This window comes from Bacteroides sp. 4_1_36 (assembly GCF_003466325.1).
GTDB classification, from domain to species: Bacteria; Bacteroidota; Bacteroidia; order Bacteroidales; family Bacteroidaceae; genus Bacteroides; species Bacteroides uniformis.
Window position 1 is genome coordinate 35,049 of the sequence record NZ_QSOX01000005.1, and the last position, 18,950, is coordinate 53,998.

15 protein-coding genes and 1 tRNA gene are annotated in these 18,950 nt (G+C 51.5%); 11 read left to right on the forward strand and 5 right to left on the reverse strand.

The genetic code is table 11. The features are described 5' to 3' along the window. Positions 1 to 209 precede the first annotated feature (209 nt). Both DXD65_RS06985 and DXD65_RS06990 read right to left on the reverse strand, forming a co-directional pair. Complete coding sequence (locus tag DXD65_RS06985; protein ID WP_117588674.1) at positions 210 to 3,134, reverse strand: TonB-dependent receptor; 2,925 nt, start codon at positions 3,132 to 3,134, stop codon at positions 210 to 212. 107 nt (positions 3,135 to 3,241) lie between these two features. After that, entirely contained in the window at positions 3,242 to 3,655 is a 414-nt protein-coding gene (locus tag DXD65_RS06990; RefSeq protein WP_005824079.1) for a hypothetical protein, read from the reverse strand. 207 nt (positions 3,656 to 3,862) lie between these two features. Between DXD65_RS06990 and aroB the strand changes: the two genes are divergently transcribed. Then, on the forward strand, positions 3,863 to 4,924 hold the full coding sequence (gene aroB / locus DXD65_RS06995; protein ID WP_117887476.1) for a 3-dehydroquinate synthase: 1,062 nt from the start codon (positions 3,863 to 3,865) through the stop codon (positions 4,922 to 4,924). Positions 4,925 to 4,975: 51 nt separating this feature from the next. Here the strand turns inward: aroB and DXD65_RS07000 are convergent, their stop codons facing one another. Beyond that, positions 4,976 to 5,506, reverse strand: a complete 531-nt coding sequence (locus DXD65_RS07000; RefSeq protein ID WP_008665685.1) for an HU family DNA-binding protein — start codon at positions 5,504 to 5,506, stop codon at positions 4,976 to 4,978. A gap of 373 nt (positions 5,507 to 5,879) precedes the next feature. Between DXD65_RS07000 and DXD65_RS07005 the strand changes: the two genes are divergently transcribed. Continuing rightward, the gene (locus DXD65_RS07005) at positions 5,880 to 6,629 is read left to right on the forward strand and encodes a NigD-like protein (RefSeq protein WP_008665687.1); all 750 of its coding nucleotides are present in this window, start codon (positions 5,880 to 5,882) and stop codon (positions 6,627 to 6,629) included. Positions 6,630 to 6,812: 183 nt separating this feature from the next. Then, a tRNA-Pro gene (locus tag DXD65_RS07010) sits at positions 6,813 to 6,886 on the forward strand. A gap of 52 nt (positions 6,887 to 6,938) precedes the next feature. Here the strand turns inward: DXD65_RS07010 and DXD65_RS07015 are convergent. Further along, the gene (locus tag DXD65_RS07015; protein ID WP_117887477.1) at positions 6,939 to 7,841 is read right to left on the reverse strand and encodes a helix-turn-helix domain-containing protein; all 903 of its coding nucleotides are present in this window, start codon (positions 7,839 to 7,841) and stop codon (positions 6,939 to 6,941) included. Between the two features lie 163 nt (positions 7,842 to 8,004). Between DXD65_RS07015 and DXD65_RS07020 the strand changes: the two genes are divergently transcribed. From DXD65_RS07020 to DXD65_RS07060, 8 genes are all read left to right on the forward strand, one after another. Beyond that, complete coding sequence (locus tag DXD65_RS07020; protein WP_117887478.1) at positions 8,005 to 9,696, forward strand: carboxymuconolactone decarboxylase family protein; 1,692 nt, start codon at positions 8,005 to 8,007, stop codon at positions 9,694 to 9,696. A 9-nt stretch (positions 9,697 to 9,705) separates the two neighbouring features. Then, positions 9,706 to 10,188, forward strand: a complete 483-nt coding sequence (locus tag DXD65_RS07025) for a cupin domain-containing protein (protein WP_117887479.1) — start codon at positions 9,706 to 9,708, stop codon at positions 10,186 to 10,188. A gap of 21 nt (positions 10,189 to 10,209) precedes the next feature. Beyond that, entirely contained in the window at positions 10,210 to 10,875 is a 666-nt protein-coding gene (locus tag DXD65_RS07030; protein ID WP_005835129.1) for a flavodoxin, read from the forward strand. 152 nt (positions 10,876 to 11,027) lie between these two features. Next, positions 11,028 to 11,807 carry a DnaJ domain-containing protein gene (locus DXD65_RS07040; RefSeq protein ID WP_035450213.1) on the forward strand — a complete coding sequence of 260 codons (780 nt, stop codon included), beginning with the start codon at positions 11,028 to 11,030 and terminating at the stop codon, positions 11,805 to 11,807. Between the two features lie 77 nt (positions 11,808 to 11,884). Then, positions 11,885 to 15,157, forward strand: coding sequence for a S41 family peptidase (locus DXD65_RS07045; RefSeq protein WP_117689242.1), 3,273 nt, complete (start codon positions 11,885 to 11,887; stop codon positions 15,155 to 15,157). Between the two features lie 180 nt (positions 15,158 to 15,337). Beyond that, entirely contained in the window at positions 15,338 to 16,936 is a 1,599-nt protein-coding gene (locus DXD65_RS07050; protein WP_117887480.1) for an aspartate:alanine exchanger family transporter, read from the forward strand. Positions 16,937 to 16,939: 3 nt separating this feature from the next. Next, the gene (locus DXD65_RS07055) at positions 16,940 to 17,947 is read left to right on the forward strand and encodes an aminodeoxychorismate synthase component I (protein WP_117887481.1); all 1,008 of its coding nucleotides are present in this window, start codon (positions 16,940 to 16,942) and stop codon (positions 17,945 to 17,947) included. After that, positions 17,931 to 18,542, forward strand: coding sequence for an aminotransferase class IV family protein (locus DXD65_RS07060; RefSeq protein ID WP_005824168.1), 612 nt, complete (start codon positions 17,931 to 17,933; stop codon positions 18,540 to 18,542). Before DXD65_RS07055 ends, DXD65_RS07060 begins: the two co-directional genes overlap by 17 nt. Before the next feature lie 5 nt (positions 18,543 to 18,547). Here DXD65_RS07060 and DXD65_RS07065 read toward each other — a convergent pair whose 3' ends face one another. Next, positions 18,548 to 18,937: a DUF2721 domain-containing protein gene (locus DXD65_RS07065; RefSeq protein WP_005824170.1), complete on the reverse strand. Its 390-nt coding sequence runs from the start codon at positions 18,935 to 18,937 to the stop codon at positions 18,548 to 18,550. Positions 18,938 to 18,950: the final 13 nt, after the last annotated feature.

Sequence of the window (18,950 nt, forward strand, 5' to 3'; positions counted from 1 at the left end):
TTACAGAGATTAACATAAAAGTCCCTCTTCCCCAACTTGTCTGAAAACTTATACTTGCTATCGCTTTGACGCGGATGACGCAGATGACGCAGATTTTTAATATTCTTATCTGCGTCATCCGCGTCTGAAAAATAATCAAAAAGAAACCTGCCACAGAATTGAGAGTGTATCAGAATGACAAGCTGATTAGGGGGGTGATCCCCTCCGCTTTAGAACGGCCTGCGTCCTCCGAAACCGCCAGGACCATGCCCCGGACCGAAGCCCGGACCGCCGAAGCCGCGTCTGCCCTGCATCTTATCGCGGGCGGCCTTGCTGCCGAAAATATTCAGACGATAGATGAAGTGAAGCATGCAATAGCTGTTCACGCCGTTATATTCGTACACCGAGCGGCCGCTTGCAGTCAGCGAACGGCTGATGTTACTCTGCTTCTTCAGAATGTCGTACATCTCGAAGCTGACGGTGGCATTCCCTTTCAGGAAAGTCTGCGACAACTGTGCATTCCAGATAAGCTCGTTACGGTTCATACTGCTGTCCGTATATCCTCGACGGCTCTGGTTGGCAATGTTGGTAGAGAGCGTCATGTTCCACGGCATGGAAATCTGCGTATTGGCACCGTAGGAGAAGGTATAGGGCTCCTGATTATTGTCAGGCGTCAGTTTATCCTTCTCTATTGAATAGGAGATGCTTCCGTTCAAGCCGAATTCAAACCAGTCATTACGATAGGCGGCATTCAGACGTTCGCCCAGCGTCAGGTTGGTGGTTGTATTCTTCCGTTCCACGGCATCTGCTCCCTTACCGGACGTCAGATAAGCCACATTGTTCTGATAGTTGGCATTGGAGAAGGAGTTGATGGTATACTTCTTATTGGGCAGTGCCGTATTGAAGCCAAACATGCCGAACGCATTCCAATTACCGTTGATATTCTTCGGAGTTGTAGTCCATCCACCAGTCTCCGAATTGTACACACGGCTATTGCTGATGCTATTCTGCGTTGCCGAGAAGTTGACGTGCGACATAATACCGCGCTGCTTTTCGGCATTATACGTATTATAGAAGAATCGCATGTTGTGCGTGAAGGAAGGCTTCAAGCCCGGATTACCGATACGTACATTCTGCGGATTGGAGTTGTCCACAATCGGCAACAGATTCTCCATACTCGGTTGGCTGCTACGCCCGCGGTATGTCATACGCAGCTGGCTCACCTTGGAGAAACGGATGCGCAAGTCCAGGTTCGGAGCGAAGTTGAACACATTGCGGGTGGTATCAATCATATAGTCGCCGCGCTTATAGGACAATACAGAATGCTGCGGCTGGAACGACATACCTGCGCTCAACTGATACTTCTCGCGGATAAAGCGCAAAGACACGGATGCATCGTGGTTGTAGTAGCGGTATTCCGCATACTTACCCAGACTATCCACCGCATGCTCTTCATATCCCGTGGGAAGCTGGGTTGACAATCCCCAATCCGGAAAGCCCTGCAAATCATACGTCGTCTTGTCGCTCTCGCTATACTTGTACTGGAACTGATAGCTGAATTGCAAGAAAGTGGCGCGGGCTATCGGTTCGCTGTAAGTCAGCTGTGCACTGTAATTGTAGTTCTTGGTAGGAGTAGTGATGTACTGGTTACGAACCAAGATGGAGTCTCCTCCCAAAGCATTCAGTAACTGGAAGTAATGTGTTTCCGACTCCGTATACTGGTTGTTGTCATTATTGGTATAACCGAATCTTCCACGGAACGTGACATTGCGTCCTTTGTCATTCAGCTTTCTGTTCAACTGCAAGGTTGCATCCGTAGACACACTCTTGTTGTCGCTCAGCGAACCGCTGTTGATAGCATTTATACGGATACTCCTCAACGGGTCATCGTCCGGATTAAAAATCTTCTCCAGATTCAGCCAGTTATTGGGGTCACTCACCAGACTGTAAGGGTCGGAATTGAACGTACCGCTCTCAGAATTGGAGAGATTGTCCGTTTTGCCGTACGAGAAGTTGGGACGGAAAATGATATTCGTCATCGAGTCCGGCTTCCACTCCATACGGAAATCGGCATTGAAATTCTTGGCTTTGTTACGTTGCCTGCTGTTCGAGTTGGAGTAAGAGTTGCCGTCCGGCAGAAAGTCCTCGGTAGAACCGATACTTGCAATATCCCCATCCTGATAGTTGTAGCGTGCACTACCGCCCAGTTCCAGCTTATCGGTTTGGGTAGCGAAGTTCACACCCAGCATTTTCGTTGCAGTAAGTCCGTTGTTCCTGCGCCAGCGCGGAGGACCGCCACCACCCGAAAAGCCCTGGTCGTTCACGTTATTGGCAGAACCCACTACCGACACCTGGGTTTTGTCCACGAAGCGGTTCAGCATAAAGCGGCCCATATAGCGGTCTTCCGTCCCTCCGGCCACGTCGGCATTACCGAACCAACCCTGGTTCATGCCTTTCTTTACGGTCAGGTCGAGCACCGTCTCCTCCTCACCGTCGTCAATACCGGTGATACGTGCCAAATCGGACTTCTTATCGTAGGTTTTCAGCTTCTCTATCATATCTACCGGCAGGTTCTTCAAACCGGTCTTTACGTCTCCACCGAAGAACTCCTTGCCGTCGACCATAATCTTCGACAAGTCCTTACCGTTGATTTTCACATTACCCTCGTCGTCAATCTCCGCACCGGGCAGCTTCTTCACCAACTCCTCGAGCATGGCTCCCTCGGGGGTACGATAGGCAGATGAAGTATATACCAGTGTATCTTCCACCACCTGCACTTGCGGCGCTTCTGCCGTAACCACAGCCTCGGCCAGCATCACCGCATCCGTTTCCAATGTCAGTGTACCCACGTTCTTGGCAGTTGTCGTAGCATAAAGGTGTAAAGGGATGTACTGGCTCTTGAATCCGATGTAGGAAACCTTCAGCACGTATTTACCCGCACTGACTTTGGGAAGAGTGAAATAACCTTGTGCCGTAGTGGCCGTACCCGATGCCTGAACACTGTCTGGCAACAAAAGCAACTGCACGGTAGCTTGTATCGCAGGCTCCTTGGTGTCCTCCACGACACGGCCCGATACCGTAATGTTTTTGGTCTGTGAAAATGCAGACAGCGTTGTTACCAACAGCAACGCCATCCCCGTGATAATTTTCTTCATGTGTCTATTCTTTGTCTATTCTAAATGAACAATGCCTTTTATTCACTGTTTCATTTGACAGACTTCCGGGCAAAAGGTTTAATGCCCCACATGACGATTTGCTTTATTTATCGACTATTCCGCTTAAATAATCTATCAACTGTCGCTTTCTTTATACCAAATTCCAAGCAAAGCACATTCAATATAAGAAATATGAGAAAAGAAGAAGAATCGACCGAAAGGAGGTCACCCTGCGCCACCCGGTAGAGCATACCGCCGAAGATAAAAAGAACGGTCAGAAAGATGGCATTGCGCGTGGACTTGTTGCGCACCTGCTCTATCTCCTTATTCTCGTTCTTCGTCAAGGCAAAGATTATCATCAGTGCCCCCATCATCATCAGGAGTTTGGAGCATTCCTTGTAAAACAGCAAGTTGGCATCTGTCACTTTTCCCCACAATAGGAATATGAAAGGAAGGAACAACGCCAGAGCTATGATGAAATAACCCAACGGACGGCAATAAACGGGAAGTAATGCTCTCATTTCTATCAATCAATTACAAATTACTAATTACAAATAGCGGGAGGCAGATGACGGAAACACCTTGCCACCCATAGAATTTCGCGGGACAAAGATAACGTTTTATTGCCAAAAGAGCTATCTTTGTGCCACAATATAATGAAGAAGGCTCCCTTTCCTTCATAATCCGTAACATCAGTAATTGGTAATTCGTAATTTGTAATTAACAAGATGAGTAAACAAGAAGTAATCCTTTGCGAAGGACTGGCAAACAGCCTGACGCATGCCATAGCGAAGTGTCCCCATGACAAGCTTTTCATCCTTACCGACGAGCATACCCACCGCCTCTGCCGCCCGCATCTGGACGGTATTCCCGCCCTGGAAGAAGCGGAAGAGATTATTATCGGGGCAGAAGATGTGCACAAGAATCTGGAAACGCTGGCTGCCGTATGGCAAGCCCTGAGCGAGAAAGGGGCCAGCCGCCACTCCCTGCTCATCAATCTGGGCGGTGGCATGGTGACCGACCTTGGCGGTTTTGCCGCTTCCACCTTCAAGCGGGGCATCGCCTACATCAACGTTCCCACTACGCTACTCGCCATGGTCGACGCTTCCGTGGGAGGCAAGACGGGCATCAACTTCAACGGTCTGAAGAATGAAATCGGTGTTTTTGCTCCTGCCGCCTGCGTGCTGCTGGAAACCGAATTCCTGCGCAGCCTCGATGCCCATAACTTCTTCTCCGGCTATGCGGAGATGTTGAAGCACGGCCTCATCAGTACCCCGGAACATCTGGCAGAACTGCTGTCATTCGATACGGAAAAGATAGATTATGCCTTACTGAAGTCCATGGTAGGACGTTCCGTGCAGGTAAAGGAACACATCGTAGAAGAAGACCCGCAGGAACATGGCATCCGCAAAGCCCTGAACCTGGGGCACACCGTAGGACACGCCTTCGAAAGCCTCGCCCTTGCCGAAAGGCGTCCGGTGCTGCACGGCTATGCAGTGGCATGGGGGCTGGTCTGCGAACTCTACCTTTCTTATATAAAGACCGGATTCCCGAAGGACAAGATGCGCCAGACCATCCAATTCGTCAAAGAGAATTATGGCAGCTTCACCTTCAACTGCAAACAGTACCACCAGCTGTACGAACTGATGAAGCATGACAAGAAGAATACCGCCGGAGTCATCAACTTCACCCTATTGAAAGAAGTGGGTGACATCTGCCTCAACCAGACGGCAGACAAGGATACTATCTTCGAGATGTTCGACTTTTATAGGGAGTGCATGGGAGCATAGCACTCCCGGCAAGGAGAGACAGTATTCTCTGAATTCTTCCACATTCATCGCTCACTCCTCCCCCGAAAAGTCCTCCGTATCATTTTCCATCCCAACTGGGTCTTCATCCGGAATTCCCGTCTTTCCCTCGGCCCGCTCCTTTCGCAGCGTTTCCGGTCGCAACATATCGTGAGGGAAATATCGGCTAAGCGGATAACGGTAGAAATCCATCCCGCTGTTCAGCCTCGCCACCAGCGACTTATCCGGACGAAAATAGACACGGGATAAGCGTACCTTGCCCGGCATCACATCGTCGGGATGCTCAAACCCGTCACTCGTCACCGCCACATGGAAGGAACCCAGCCCCTTAATGGTCACCGACTCTCCCTCCATCAGCGCTTCCTCTATAAACTTCGGCAAATCTATCAATACACTCTGCACGTCTCCCGAACTCATCCCTTTTCTGGATGCCATACGCTGCGCCAGCAGCTCTGCCGTCACACCTCCACGCCGCTGTAACACACGCTGCACAGCATAATAGAGTTGCTTCACCCCTTCTGCCGTGCGGAAAACCTTCTTTCGAACCAAATAGACTATACTCATACTCTTTTCACAATGAACATAATGTTTCTTACTGCAACCAGACTGCTGACACCCCACCCGAAGGTTACTTCCCCTAAACAGAAAGCCAGTTTCCATACGGCCGGACAGCTATTCCCCAACATGCACGAGATGCACATCTCATGCAGTTCGAGACATACATCTCAACACACGCGAGATGTGCATCTCATACAGCAAAGGTAATCATATTCCACCTGATATACAAATATCTTTCATGTATCGGGGAATAATATTCCGCACCAGCTTACTCCGGCTCTTATCATTAATTAACAATGCTGCATGCAGGGTTTTCGCAAATATGCTATTTCTATAAAAGCAAGACCTATTCCAAATGTTTAATTTAAAAGAGTACACTATGAAAATGAAGTCAATCTTTAACAAGAAAATTTTAATCGCTATTGCAACCATCAGCTCCTTAAGCCTCCAATCGTGCCTGGACGACGATGATAATTATGCCATGAGATTCCCCAATGCCCTGGTAACGGTAAAGACCGATGCAGACCAGACAGTCTTTCTGCAATTGGATGACAAGACCACTCTGCTGCCTACCAACATGACGAAATCTCCCTACGGCGAGAAGGAAGTCCGCGCTTTAGTAAACTACAAGGAAGTGGACGAGCCCAGCGATATCTACACCCAAGCTGTACATATAAACTGGATAGACAGTATCCTTACCAAACCCATCGCCCCGGATTTGGGTGAAGAGAACGATACCGTATACGGCACCGACCCGGTGGAAATAGTGAACGATTGGGTAACCATCGCAGAAGACGGTTATCTGACCCTTCGCTTTAGAACTCAGCAAGGAGACTATCAAACAAAGCACTTTGTCAATCTGCTGCTGAGCGAGAATCCGGAAAACCCGTATGAAGTAGAATTCCGCCACAATGCCAAGGGCGACATTTACGGCAGGTATGCGGACGGACTGGTTGCTTTCAAGTTGGATGCCCTGCCTGATACAGAAGGCAAGACCGTTAAATTGAAACTGAAGTGGAAATCATTTAGCGGCGAAAAATCTGCGGAATTCGATTATTGTACCCGGAAATCCGTAACGCCCGAAAGTCCGGCTATCACTTCCGTAAGAAACAGCCTAAACCTGCAATAACTTCATTCAAAGTATGCCTGCCCGCTCAAAGCCATTGCCTTGCGAAGCAGGCATACAAGTAAAAAGAGAGCAGGGCACGTTGGCCGAAAGCCTTGAAACTGCAAATTATAAGTTCATTCAATAAAAAAAGCACTATAAATATTTGCTATTTTAAAATAAAGCCGTACATTTGCACCCGCAATTCGGGATGTAGCTCAGCCCGGTAGAGTACGCGTCTGGGGGGCGTGTGGTCGCAAGTTCGAATCTTGTCATCCCGACTGTTGAGCATTGAGGAGTTAAGTCTAAAACTTAGCTCCTTATTTTTTTACATTAACTCAATGTCCGATATTCATTCGGAGAACATCCTACAACTCTTTTGAAAGCCTTGCTGAAATACTGTGGATATTGATATCCTAAGGCATAAGCAACGTCACCGACAGATTTAGCGGGGTCAGTAAGCAACTCTTTTGCCCTATCCATTGTTTTGGTTAATATATATTCTTGCGCAGAAACACCAGTCTCCTTTTTAATCAAGTCTCCGAAATAATTTGCAGACAGGTTCAGTTGGTCTGCACAATAAGCCACAGTCAGCGTACCCCGCTCAGCGGGTTTATCCGATACGAAATAGTCGTTCAGCAATGCTTCAAAAGAGCCGAGCATGCCCTTGTTCTCCTTTTTACGGGTAGTAAACTGTCTATCATAGAAACGAATGCAATAGTTGAGCAGCAGCTCGATGGCAGAAGCGATAATCAGGTTAGTGTGACGATCTGCCTGGTTGTATGTTTCCTCGTCAATCTTTGTCAAACAATCAATGATGGTCTGTTGCTCTTGTTTGGATAGATGCAATGCTTCGTTAGCGGCGTATGAGAAAAACGTATAATCCTGCATATGCCGACCGAGCGGCGTACCGCGTAGCAGGTCGGGATGGAACAACAGACACCATCCGGAACCGGTAAAAGTCGACCCGTCGGCTTCATGCCCGAATACTTGCCCCGGAGCGATAAACACCAGCGTGTTCTCCTGAAAATCGTAAGAGCGACGACCGTAGGTCAAATCGTCCGTACATCGTAGTTCTTTCAGAAAAATCACATACATCCCCACGTGCTTGCGTGCATGGGGTACGGGGTGCGGCATACGGCTTCCCTCTATGACACTGACCAGAGGATGCCTTGTTTCCACACCCATATAGTCATTGTACTCCTTTATCGTTTTCAGTTGCATAACCTTCTCCATAACAGTCCATTTCAGTGGTTTCTATGCAAATGTAGAAAATATCTTCAGGTTATCTCTCCAATCAGTAAAAATTATCCTTTAAACCGTAATTCATGACCGGTCGAAGTGGAAAATCCAGCCTAATTTTGCAGCAAGTAAAACTTGATACATAATAATAAAGATTATGAAACTAAAAATGAGAATTATGACAACGCTACTCGGACTTGTCTTTGGATGCGGCATCGCAGCTTCGCAAACACCGAGAGCAGAACAAACCATGAACAGTAAACGACAATACATCGCAGAGGTCGCAGCCCTTACAAGCATGGGGCACCTCGACCAATTAAGAACAGTCCTTATCGGTGGACTGAATAGCGGTATCACCGTCAGCGAGCTTAAAGAAGTTATGGTCCATTCCTACGCCTATTGTGGTTTTCCGCGTGCCCTGCGCGGACTGCAAACATTGGTTGCGGTACTTGACGAGCGTAAGGCAAAAGGCATCAGAGACAACCAGGGGCGCGAAGCGTCACCGATAACCGATACCCGCAGCAAATACGAACGCGGACGTGACATTCTTGCAGAGATTTCGGGCACCCCGGCAGATGCGCCGAAAGCCAACTATGCCGTCCTGGCCCCGGAAATCGAAGTATTCCTTAAAGAACATCTCTTTGCCGAGCTTTTCGAGCGGGACGTGCTGACCTATGCCGAACGGGAACTGGCAACCGTTGCCATAATAGCTTCTTTGGGCAAAGGCGTGGAACCGATGCTGAAAGGGCACATGGGTATTGCGCTGAATGTAGGCGTAACACCGGACGAATTACGCGGTGTGCTGGCTATCATTGAAAAGAATATCGGACGTAGCGAAGCCGATAATGGCAAACAAGTATTGAACGAATTATTGCAAAGCAAAGGGTTGACTATCAAACCGGAAACCCCGATTGTAGCAGTGGAGAATGACGTGAAGAAACAGAAAGTGACATTCCACAACCGTTTTTTGATTGATATAGTTGGCGACCTCTATTTCCCTGCAGACTATGATGCCACAAAGAAATATGCCGCCATCATCGTCGGTCATCCCTTTGGTGGCGTCAAAGAACAGACTTCGGGACTCCATGCCCGTAAGTTGGCGGAACTCGGCTATGTGGCATTAGCCTTCGATGCGTCCTATTATGGCGAGAGTGGCGGTTATCCGCGTCGTATGGAATCGCCCGAAGTGCGGGTAGAAGACTTCAGTGCGGCAGTCGATTTCCTCACGAACCATCCGGCTGTCTATGCTGATAAGATAGGAGTAATCGGCATCTGTGGCGGAGGCTGCTACTCTGTCAGTGCTACGCAGATAGACCATCGCATCAAGGCACTTGCCACCATCAGTATGTACGACATGGGCCGCGCCCGCCGTCAGGGTGTAGGCGACTCGCAGACTTACGAACAGCGTATGGCTATCCTTGATGAAATCGGCCGCCAGCGTACGATGGAATATGGTGGGGCTGTACGCAAGGATATCCGTGCCCTGCCCGAAAAAGTGGATGAGAACACACCGAAGTTTGCCATCGACTTCCTCGATTATTACGACAATCCACAACGCGGTCAGCATCCCAACTCTACGGGCTATTACTCCTACACGAGCCTCGCACCGATGATGAACTTCTTCCCCTTTGCGCAAATCGAGACTATATCGCCACGTCCTATGCTTTTCATAGTGGGAGAAAATGCAGTATCGAAATATTTTTCTGAGGACGCATACGCGAAAGCCGCCGAACCGAAAGAACTGTTTGTCGTACCCGGAGCTACGCACGTGGATTTATACGACCAGCCGAAATATCTGAAAATCACGCTTCCCAAACTGGACTCTTTCTTTAAACAACATTTAAAATAACTCTTCAAGATGAAAAAGATGACTTACTTATTTCTACTGGCTGCAACACTTGGTGCTTGCAGTCCGAAACCGGAAAACAAGATTGAAACACCCCCAAAAGCATCAGCCTCTCTCTTTCCCCAAGGAGATGCCATCGAGGGCAGCAATTTCAACGGAACGGCATACCTCCAACGGCTGATGACCGACAGTGAAACATTCGATGTGGTAGTCTCCGACGTGATATTCGAGCCGAAAGCTCGAAACAGCTGGCATTCGCATCCGGGCGGACAGATTCTGATTGCCACCGCCGGAAAAGGTTACTATCAGGAAAAGGGGAAGCCTATACAAGTGTTGAATCCCGGCGATGTAGTCGCTATTCCGACAGATGTGGTGCATTGGCACGGAGCGGCTCCCGACAGCGGATTCACGCATATAGCTATCAATACAAAAGTTCATTTGGGTGCTACACAGTGGTATGAACCTGTAAGCGATGAAGAATACACTAATCAATAAATATCTAAAAACAACTCGAATATGAAAAAGTTACTTCTTATTCCGCTCTTGCTCCTCTCTCTAACGACAATGGCAGCATGCTCTACCACCGACGACACTCCCGATACTCCATCCGGAAACGGCAATATGCTTGTGCTCTACTTTTCTGCCGAAGGACACACCCAGGCCATTGCCGAACGTATCGTGAAACTTACAGGCGCAGATATCCATCGCATTGAGGCTGCCGAACCGTATGCTGCAAATCCTTACGATGACAGCGACCGCATTCAGCATGAAGCCTATAATGACCTGCGCCCCGGAGTAGCGAATCTGCTTGATAAAGAGGCATTGGCGAAATATGATACAATTTTCGTCGGTTCGCCTTGCTGGTGGCATCAACCCGCAATGGTAGTCTGTACATTCCTCGAAGCATACGACCTGAAAGACAAGGTAATCATTCCTTTCTTTACCTACGGGGCTACTACCTATCTGAACGAGTCCATGCAGAAAATTTACAAGGTAACATCCACTTCAAGACATATTCCGGAAACACTTCCCGAAGACCTTGATGCGGAGGATATTACGACACCAGGACGCCCTGATGATGCAGATATCGACATGCCGGGCAACGCTAATGGTACAGAAGGATGGTTACACCGAATCGGAATAGCAGTGCGTTCGGGAATATTCAATACATCTGCCGACTGATTGATAATATCTTTTTCTTCTTCGAGCACTCCGTCTGCCAATGCAATATCCACAGCACAAGCAAAACATTCCCCCATCTCCCAATACTTCATCCACTTTTACTGGAATTCTCGTAAGAAATCTCTATTTTTGCACTTTAAACAAGAAAAATTATGGGAGCAGCTAAATGGATAGGCGGCATCATCGGCTTCATGGCCGGAGGACCGCTGGGAGCCTTGGCAGGTTTTGTATTCGGTTCATTGTTCGACACCGATTCAAATGACGCAGGCAGTTATTATGGAGAAGCACCAACGCACAGCACTACCTATACCGGGCAACGGAACAGTTTCCTCTTCTCCATGCTCGTGATGGCTTCGTACATTATCCGTGCAGACGGGCGCATCATGCATAGTGAAATGGAATTCGTCCGCCGCTTTCTGAGAAGCACATTCGGTGAGGCTGCCGTGGGCGAGGGAGAACGGATACTGCTCAACCTCTTCGAACAGCGCAAGCAGATGGACAGACAAAACCCACTGGCATTTAAAAACACCATCCGTGACTGTGGAACGCAGATTGCCGCCAACCTGACATACGAGGAACGCTTGCAACTGCTGGTATTCTTGGTAGAAATTGCCAAAAGCGACGGACACGTCTGCAACGAGGAGATAGAAGCCTTGAAAGAAGTGGCCATGTACATGGGACTATCCGTCAAGGAAGTGGAATCCATGCTTAACCTAGGCGGTAGCTCACTGAACGAGGCCTACAAAGTACTTGAAATTGAACCCACTGCCACCAATGACGAAGTGCGTGCCGCTTACCGCCGCCTAGCCTTGAAACACCATCCCGACCGGGTGGCAACGCTGGGCGAAGACATCAAGAAAGCCGCAGAAGAGAAGTTCCAAAGCATCAACAATGCCAAAGAACAGATATACAAGGCACGAGGTATGAAATGACGTACCTCGCTCCTTGCCTTGTGGACAGCATCATGACGTTTATAAACATTCTATAATTAACATCAACCCACACACTTATGAAGAAAACCCTTGCAATCCTTGCACTAGGCCTTACTGCCATTGCCGGACATGCCGCCACGCCGCTCTGGATGCGCGATGTGCAAATCTCTCCCGACGGTACGGAAATCGCATTCTGCTACAAAGGAGACATCTACAAGGTGCCCGCCAAAGGTGGAACCGCCACACAGCTTACTACCCAAGAGAGCTACGAATGTACCCCCATATGGTCACCGGACGGCAAACAGATTGCCTTTGCCAGCGACAGATACGGCAACTTCGACGTATTCGTGATGCCGGCAGACGGCGGAACCGCCCAACGGCTCACTACCCACTCCACCGGTGAGATACCCTCCACATTCACTCCGGACGGAAAGTATATCTTGTTTTCCGCCTCCATCCAGGACCCGGCAAGCAGCGCTCTTTTCCCCACTTCGGCCATGACCGAGCTTTACAAAGTACCTGCAACGGGAGGGCGTACGGAGCAAGTGCTGGGCACCCCTGCCGAAGCGGTCTGCTTCGACAAGGCGGGCCATCAGTTCCTCTACCAAGACCGCAAGGGATTTGAAGATGAATGGAGAAAGCACCACACCTCCTCCATCACCCGCGACATCTGGCTGTATGATGCAAAGACGGGTATCCATACCAACCTCACCGACCGCGCGGGCGAAGACCGCAACCCGGTGTTGTCACCCGATGGAAGAACGGTTTACTTTTTGAGTGAGAGAAACGGCGGCTCATTCAACGTGTATGCCTTCCCGCTGGCACAGCCCCGAGAGGTGAAGCCCATCACCAGCTTCAAGACACATCCCGTGCGCTTCCTCTCCATGAGTGACGGCGGGACGTTGTGCTACAGTTACGACGGCGAAATCTATACCCAGCAGCCGGATGCCACCCCGAAGAAAGTCGCCATAGAACTGGTGCGCGATGACCGGCCGCAATTCGCCAACCTGCAGTCTTCCGACGGAGCCACCTCTGCCGTTGTGTCCCCGGACGGAAAACAGATTGCCTTCACGCTGCGCGGAGAAGTCTTTGTCACTTCGGCAGACTATGCCACTACCAAGCAGGTGACGCACACACCGGCACGCGAAGCGGGCCTCTCCTTTGCGACGGACAACCGCACCCTGGCCTACGCCAGCGAGCGAGGCGGCAACTGGCAGCTCTACCTTGCCAAGATAGCCCGCAAGGAAGACCCTAACTTCCCGAACGCCACGCTGATTGAAGAAGAAGTGCTGCTGCCCTCCACCACCGTGGAACGTGCCTATCCGCAATTCTCGCCCGACGGCAAGGAACTCGCCTTTATCGAAGACCGCATCCGGCTGATGGTGCTCAATCTGGAGACGAAGAAGGTGCGCCAGATTACGGACGGCTCCACCTGGTACAGCACCGGCGGAGGATTTGACTACGCATGGTCGCCGGACGGTAAATGGTTTACACTTGAGTTCACGGGTAACAAGCACGACCCCTACTCCGACATCGGCCTGGTCAGCGCAGAGGGAGGCAAAGACATCATCAACCTCACCAATAGCGGCTACATGAGCGGCTATCCCCACTTTGCGCTGGACGGCAACGCCATCCTTTTCACCACCGAACGCTACGGCATGCGTGCCCATGCCTCATGGGGCTCGCTGAACGACGCCATGCTCGTCTTCCTCAACCAAGACGCCTACGACAAATACTGCCTGAGCAAAGAAGACTACGAACTGCGCAAGGAGCTGGAGAAGGAACAAAAGAAGTCTGCCGGAAAAGACACCCCCCAAGACAAAAACAAGGATAAAAAGAAGAAAGACGACAAGAAAGACAGCAATGCTGACGAAAAAGATGACCAGCCGAAAGACATCGTCGTAGAGCTGAAAGGCATCGAAGACCGTGTGGTGCGCCTCACCCCGAATTCTTCCGACATGGGCAGCACCATCATCTCCAAGGATGGCGAGACACTCTACTACCTGGCAGCCTTCGAAGGCGGCTACGACCTCTGGAAGATGAATCTGCGCAAGAAAGAGACCCGCCTGCTGCACAAGATGGATGCCGGATGGGCGGACATGCAGCTGGACAAGGACGGCAAGAGCCTCTTCCTGCTGGGTAGCCACAAGATGCAGAAAATGGACACTTCATCCGACGCGCTGACCCCCATCACCTTCCAGGTAGATGCCAAGATGGACCTGGCTGCGGAGCGCGAATACATGTTCGACCACGTGTACCGCCAACAGCAGAAGCGATTCTACAATACCAATATGCACGGAGTGGACTGGGACAAGATGACCGCCGCCTATCGCCGCTTCCTGCCCCATATCGACAACAATTATGACTTTGCCGAACTGCTGAGCGAATGGCTGGGCGAGCTGAACGTATCTCACACCGGCGGCCGTTTCTATCCCAAAGGGCAATCCGAACCTACTGCCAGCCTGGGACTGTTCTTCGACTGGAACTACACGGGCAAGGGCATGCTCATTGCCGAAGTAGTGGAGAAAGGCCCCTTCGACACAGCCAACACCCGGGTGAAAGCCGGCACAGTCATCGAAAAGATAGACGGCGTGGAAATCACCCCCGATGCGGACTATTACACGCTGCTCAACAACAAGGCACGGAAGAAAACACTTGTTTCTCTCTTCGACCCGCAGACCAAGGAGCACTGGGAAGAGGTCATTATCCCCATTACGAACGGTGCGTTCAGCGATTTACTCTACAGCCGCTGGGTGAAACAGCGTGCGGCAGACGTTGACCGATGGTCGGGTGGCCGATTGGGTTACGTGCACATCGAGTCTATGGGAGACGACAGTTTCCGTTCCGTCTACTCGGACATCCTGGGAAAATACAACAACCGCGAAGGCATCGTCATCGACACCCGTTTCAATGGCGGTGGACGCTTGCACGAGGATATAGAAATACTTTTCAGTGGACAAAAATACTTCACCCAAGTGGTGCGCGGTCGCGAGACGTGCGACATGCCCAGCCGCCGCTGGAACAAACCCTCCATCATGGTGATGTGCGAGGCCAACTACTCCAATGCGCACGGCACGCCGTGGGTTTACAGCCACCGCGGACTGGGCAAGCTGGTAGGCATGCCCGTGCCGGGAACCATGACCAGCGTGTCGTGGGAACGCCTGCAAGACCCGTCATTGGTATTCGGCATCCCCGTCGTGGGCTACCGCCTGTCGGACGGCAGCTATCTGGAGAACTCGCAGCTGGAGCCGGACATCAAAGTAGCCAATTCACCCGAGACCATCGTGAAGGGAGAAGACACACAGCTGAAAGCTGCCGTAGAGGAACTGCTGAAGGAACTCGAAAAATAAGTACCGCCCTGCCCCACGCAGGAATACCGGTCATATAGGCCGATATATATATTAAGATGATGTGTCAAAACGGTTGATGGCACATCATCTTTTTTTATATGCCACAAGGAAGCAAGACTTTTTCTATCTCACTTTTTTGCACTATCTTTGTGACATAAATTCCTAACTCTTTAACTGATTATGTTTGCTGACTTGTTAAACTCCTCCTATTTCGCGCTCTTTCTCATTGTGGCTTTAGGCTTCATGTTGGGAAGAATCAAGATTAAAGGGCTTTCGCTCGACGTCTCCGCCGTCATCTTCATTGCCCTGCTGTTCGGACACTTCGGTGTCATCATCCCCAAAGAATTAGGAAACTTCGGACTGGTGCTCTTCATCTTCACCATCGGCATCCAGGCCGGTCCCGGATTTTTCGACTCCTTCCGGAGCAAGGGCAAGACGCTTATCATCATCACCCTGCTCATCATCTGCTCCGCCGCCCTGACGGCAGTAGGACTGAAATATGCCTTCGACATCGATACTCCCAGTGTCGTGGGACTGATAGCCGGTGCCCTGACCAGTACGCCGGGACTCGCCGTTGCCATTGACAGCACCCATTCCCCACTGGCATCCATCGCTTACGGTATTGCCTATCCTTTCGGCGTTATCGGCGTGATTCTCTTCGTTAAGCTGCTGCCCCGTATCATGCGCATCGACCTCGACAAGGAGGCGCGCCGGTTGGAGAAGGAACGCCGCAGCCAGTTCCCGGAACTGACAACCTGTCTGTTCCGCGTAACCAACCCCGACGTCTTCGACCGGAGCCTGATGCAAATCAATGCGCGCGCCATGACCGGAGCCGTCATCTCACGCCACAAGCACAACGAGCAGATAGCCATCCCCACCGCCCAGACCATCCTGCACGAGGGAGACTACATACAAGCCGTGGGTAGCGAAGAGGCCTTAAACCAGCTCGCCGTCCTCGTGGGCGAACGCGAAGAAGGCGAACTGCCACTCGTAGACATGCAGGAGATTGAATCCCTGCTGCTCACCAAGAAGGATATGATAAACAAGCAGCTGGGCGACCTCAACCTGATGAAGAACTTCGGCTGCACCGTCACCCGCATCCGCCGAAGCGGCATCGACCTCTCCCCCTCGCCCGACCTCGCCCTGAAATTCGGCGACAAGCTGATGGTGGTGGGCGAGAAGGACGGCATCAAGGGAGTGGCACGCCTGCTGGGCAACGACACCAAGCAACTGTCCGACACCGACTTCTTCCCCATCGCCCTGGGCATCGTGCTGGGCGTGCTCTTCGGCAAGCTCAACATCTCCTTCTCGGACAGTCTGTCGTTCTCTCCGGGACTGACGGGAGGCATCCTGATGGTCGCCTTGTTCCTGAGCGCCATCGGAAAGACCGGCCCCATTCTGTGGTCCATGTCCGGCCCTGCCAACCAACTGCTGCGCCAGCTGGGACTGCTGCTCTTCCTTGCCGAAGTAGGGACATCGGCAGGACGGAATCTGATGGCCACGTTCCAGGAAAGCGGCTGGCTCTTGTTCGGCGTAGGCGCCGCCATCACGCTGGTGCCCATGCTGGTGGCAGTATGCGTAGGCCTGTTCGTGTTCAAGATAAACATTCTCGACCTGCTGGGCACCATCACCGGCGGCATGACCAGTACGCCCGGCCTTGCCGCCGCCGACTCCATGACGGACAGCAACATACCGAGCGTGGCCTATGCCACGGTATATCCCATTGCCATGGTGTTCCTCATTCTGATAATCCAGGTGATAGCCTCCGCAGTCTATTGACGCATGAAGACGTACAGCCGGACAGAAACCATCGCCCGCATGAACACACTGGCCGGAGCCAATGTGCCCTTCCTCTTCATCGTAGACTACGCGCAAGAGCAGTCGCACATCGAGCCCCTCGACCGGATAGACCCCGCCACCTGCCTTTTCCAATTCCCGAAGGCAGGCAACGCGGGGGCGGCTGCAACAGCCCTTGCCAGAAGCACAGCCGCCCGATGCGCCGGCCCTATCCAGTGGGACATCACTCCCCCTTCCCCCGCCGCATACAGACATTCGTTCGACCTCGTGAAGCAAAACCTGCTGGCAGGCAACAGCTACCTGACGAACCTCACTTGCCGAGTACCCGTCACCACCAATCTGACAATGGAAGAAATATTCCTCCACTCCGAAGCCTTGTACAAGCTGTGGCTGAAAGACCGGTTCGTCTGCTTCTCCCCCGAAATCTTTGTCCGCATAGAGAAGGGCAAGATAAAGTCCTTCCCCATGAAAGGCACCATCGACGCCACCCTGCCCGATGCGGAACAGCTCTTGATGCAGGACACCAAAGAGGCAGCCGAGCACGCCACCATCGTCGACCTGATACGCAACGACCTCAGCATGGTTTCGGAACACGTCGAAGTGACCTCCTACCGCTATATAGACCGCCTGCAAACCAATAAGGGCCCCATCCTCCAGACCAGCTCCGAGATATGCGGCACCCTGCCCGAAGACTACACCGCACACCTGGGCGACATCATCTTCCGCCTGCTTCCTGCCGGCTCCATCACCGGCGCCCCCAAGCCCAAAACCGTAGAAATCATCGCCCAGGCCGAAGACTACCGCCGGGGCTTCTACACCGGCATCATGGGGCATTATGCCGACGGACAGCTGGACAGCGCTGTCATGATACGCTTCATCGAGCAGGAAAACGGCCAGCTCCACTTCAAGGCAGGAGGCGGCATCACCGCCAAAAGCCGGTGGGAAAGCGAATACAACGAAGTAATACAGAAAATATATGTGCCTATTTATTGAAACCATACGCATCGACCACGGAAGGGTCTGCAACCTTTCCCGCCACAACCGGAGGCTGAACGATACCCGCGCCCACTTCTGGCCGGAAAGCACACCGCTGCAACTGTCCGATTATCTGTCGTCTCCCGGCTGTGGAGCAGGCATCACCGGGGCGGGCATCGTCAAGGCACGCGTAGTGTATGGTGAAAAAGGTATTGAAGACCTCAGCTACTCCCCCTACGCCGTGCGGCACGTGCATTCGCTGGCACTGATGCAGGCCGATACCATCGACTACACCTACAAAAGCGCCGGACGCGAACCGCTGAACTGCCTCTTTGCCCTGCGCGGCGCATGCGACGACATTCTGATTGTGAAACAAGGCCTGCTGACAGACACCTCCATCGCCAACATCGCCCTTTCCGACGGTACCCACTGGTACACGCCGGCACATCCCCTGCTGAAAGGGACCAAACGGGCAGCCTTGCTGGAAGAAGGAATCTTGCAGGAAAAAGATATCAGACCGGAAGACTTGCCTTCATTCTCTACTGTCAGGCTGTTCAATGCCATGATTGACTGGGGAGAACTGGAACTCCCCGTACGGAACATCATCCCGTAGAGCCTCTACTCGTGCATATCGTTGAGATGTATCTCCAAAGACTTCACCGATATATATATTTCGTACACCGATATGGCCAGCGAAATAATCAGCAATATCAGCGCCAAACCGAAGATATAGGCCGAAAGCAGATGGAGACGGATATAGACAAAGAACATGCTGACCACGCACAGCAGCAGGCTGCCGATGCCCGCCACCTGCATGGCACGCGTCAGGTAGAGCCGCTTCCTCAGGTTGGCAATCTGCGCCGCCTTCACCGAAGACGGGTTCTCCATGTACTGTTCCTTCAAGGTGCGCACCAGTTGGGCATAGGACAAGAAACGGTTGGTATAGGCCAGCATAATCAGCGATATGGCCGAAAACAGCAAGGCGGGGGTGGTTAAATCTATTTCCATAAGAATGATGCTT

What these genes read in the sequence shown, in the direction of transcription:
- DXD65_RS06985 (WP_117588674.1), bottom strand. Translation starts at nt 3,134, where the DNA reads ATGAAGAAAATTATCACGGGGATGGCGTTGCTGTTGGTAACAACGCTG.
- DXD65_RS06990 (WP_005824079.1), bottom strand. Translation starts at nt 3,655, where the DNA reads ATGAGAGCATTACTTCCCGTTTATTGCCGTCCGTTGGGTTATTTCATC.
- aroB (WP_117887476.1), top strand. Translation starts at nt 3,863, where the DNA reads ATGAGTAAACAAGAAGTAATCCTTTGCGAAGGACTGGCAAACAGCCTG.
- DXD65_RS07000 (WP_008665685.1), bottom strand. Translation starts at nt 5,506, where the DNA reads ATGAGTATAGTCTATTTGGTTCGAAAGAAGGTTTTCCGCACGGCAGAA.
- DXD65_RS07005 (WP_008665687.1), top strand. Translation starts at nt 5,880, where the DNA reads ATGAAAATGAAGTCAATCTTTAACAAGAAAATTTTAATCGCTATTGCA.
- DXD65_RS07015 (WP_117887477.1), bottom strand. Translation starts at nt 7,841, where the DNA reads ATGGAGAAGGTTATGCAACTGAAAACGATAAAGGAGTACAATGACTAT.
- DXD65_RS07020 (WP_117887478.1), top strand. Translation starts at nt 8,005, where the DNA reads ATGAAACTAAAAATGAGAATTATGACAACGCTACTCGGACTTGTCTTT.
- DXD65_RS07025 (WP_117887479.1), top strand. Translation starts at nt 9,706, where the DNA reads ATGAAAAAGATGACTTACTTATTTCTACTGGCTGCAACACTTGGTGCT.
- DXD65_RS07030 (WP_005835129.1), top strand. Translation starts at nt 10,210, where the DNA reads ATGAAAAAGTTACTTCTTATTCCGCTCTTGCTCCTCTCTCTAACGACA.
- DXD65_RS07040 (WP_035450213.1), top strand. Translation starts at nt 11,028, where the DNA reads ATGGGAGCAGCTAAATGGATAGGCGGCATCATCGGCTTCATGGCCGGA.
- DXD65_RS07045 (WP_117689242.1), top strand. Translation starts at nt 11,885, where the DNA reads ATGAAGAAAACCCTTGCAATCCTTGCACTAGGCCTTACTGCCATTGCC.
- DXD65_RS07050 (WP_117887480.1), top strand. Translation starts at nt 15,338, where the DNA reads ATGTTTGCTGACTTGTTAAACTCCTCCTATTTCGCGCTCTTTCTCATT.
- DXD65_RS07055 (WP_117887481.1), top strand. Translation starts at nt 16,940, where the DNA reads ATGAAGACGTACAGCCGGACAGAAACCATCGCCCGCATGAACACACTG.
- DXD65_RS07060 (WP_005824168.1), top strand. Translation starts at nt 17,931, where the DNA reads ATGTGCCTATTTATTGAAACCATACGCATCGACCACGGAAGGGTCTGC.
- DXD65_RS07065 (WP_005824170.1), bottom strand. Translation starts at nt 18,937, where the DNA reads ATGGAAATAGATTTAACCACCCCCGCCTTGCTGTTTTCGGCCATATCG.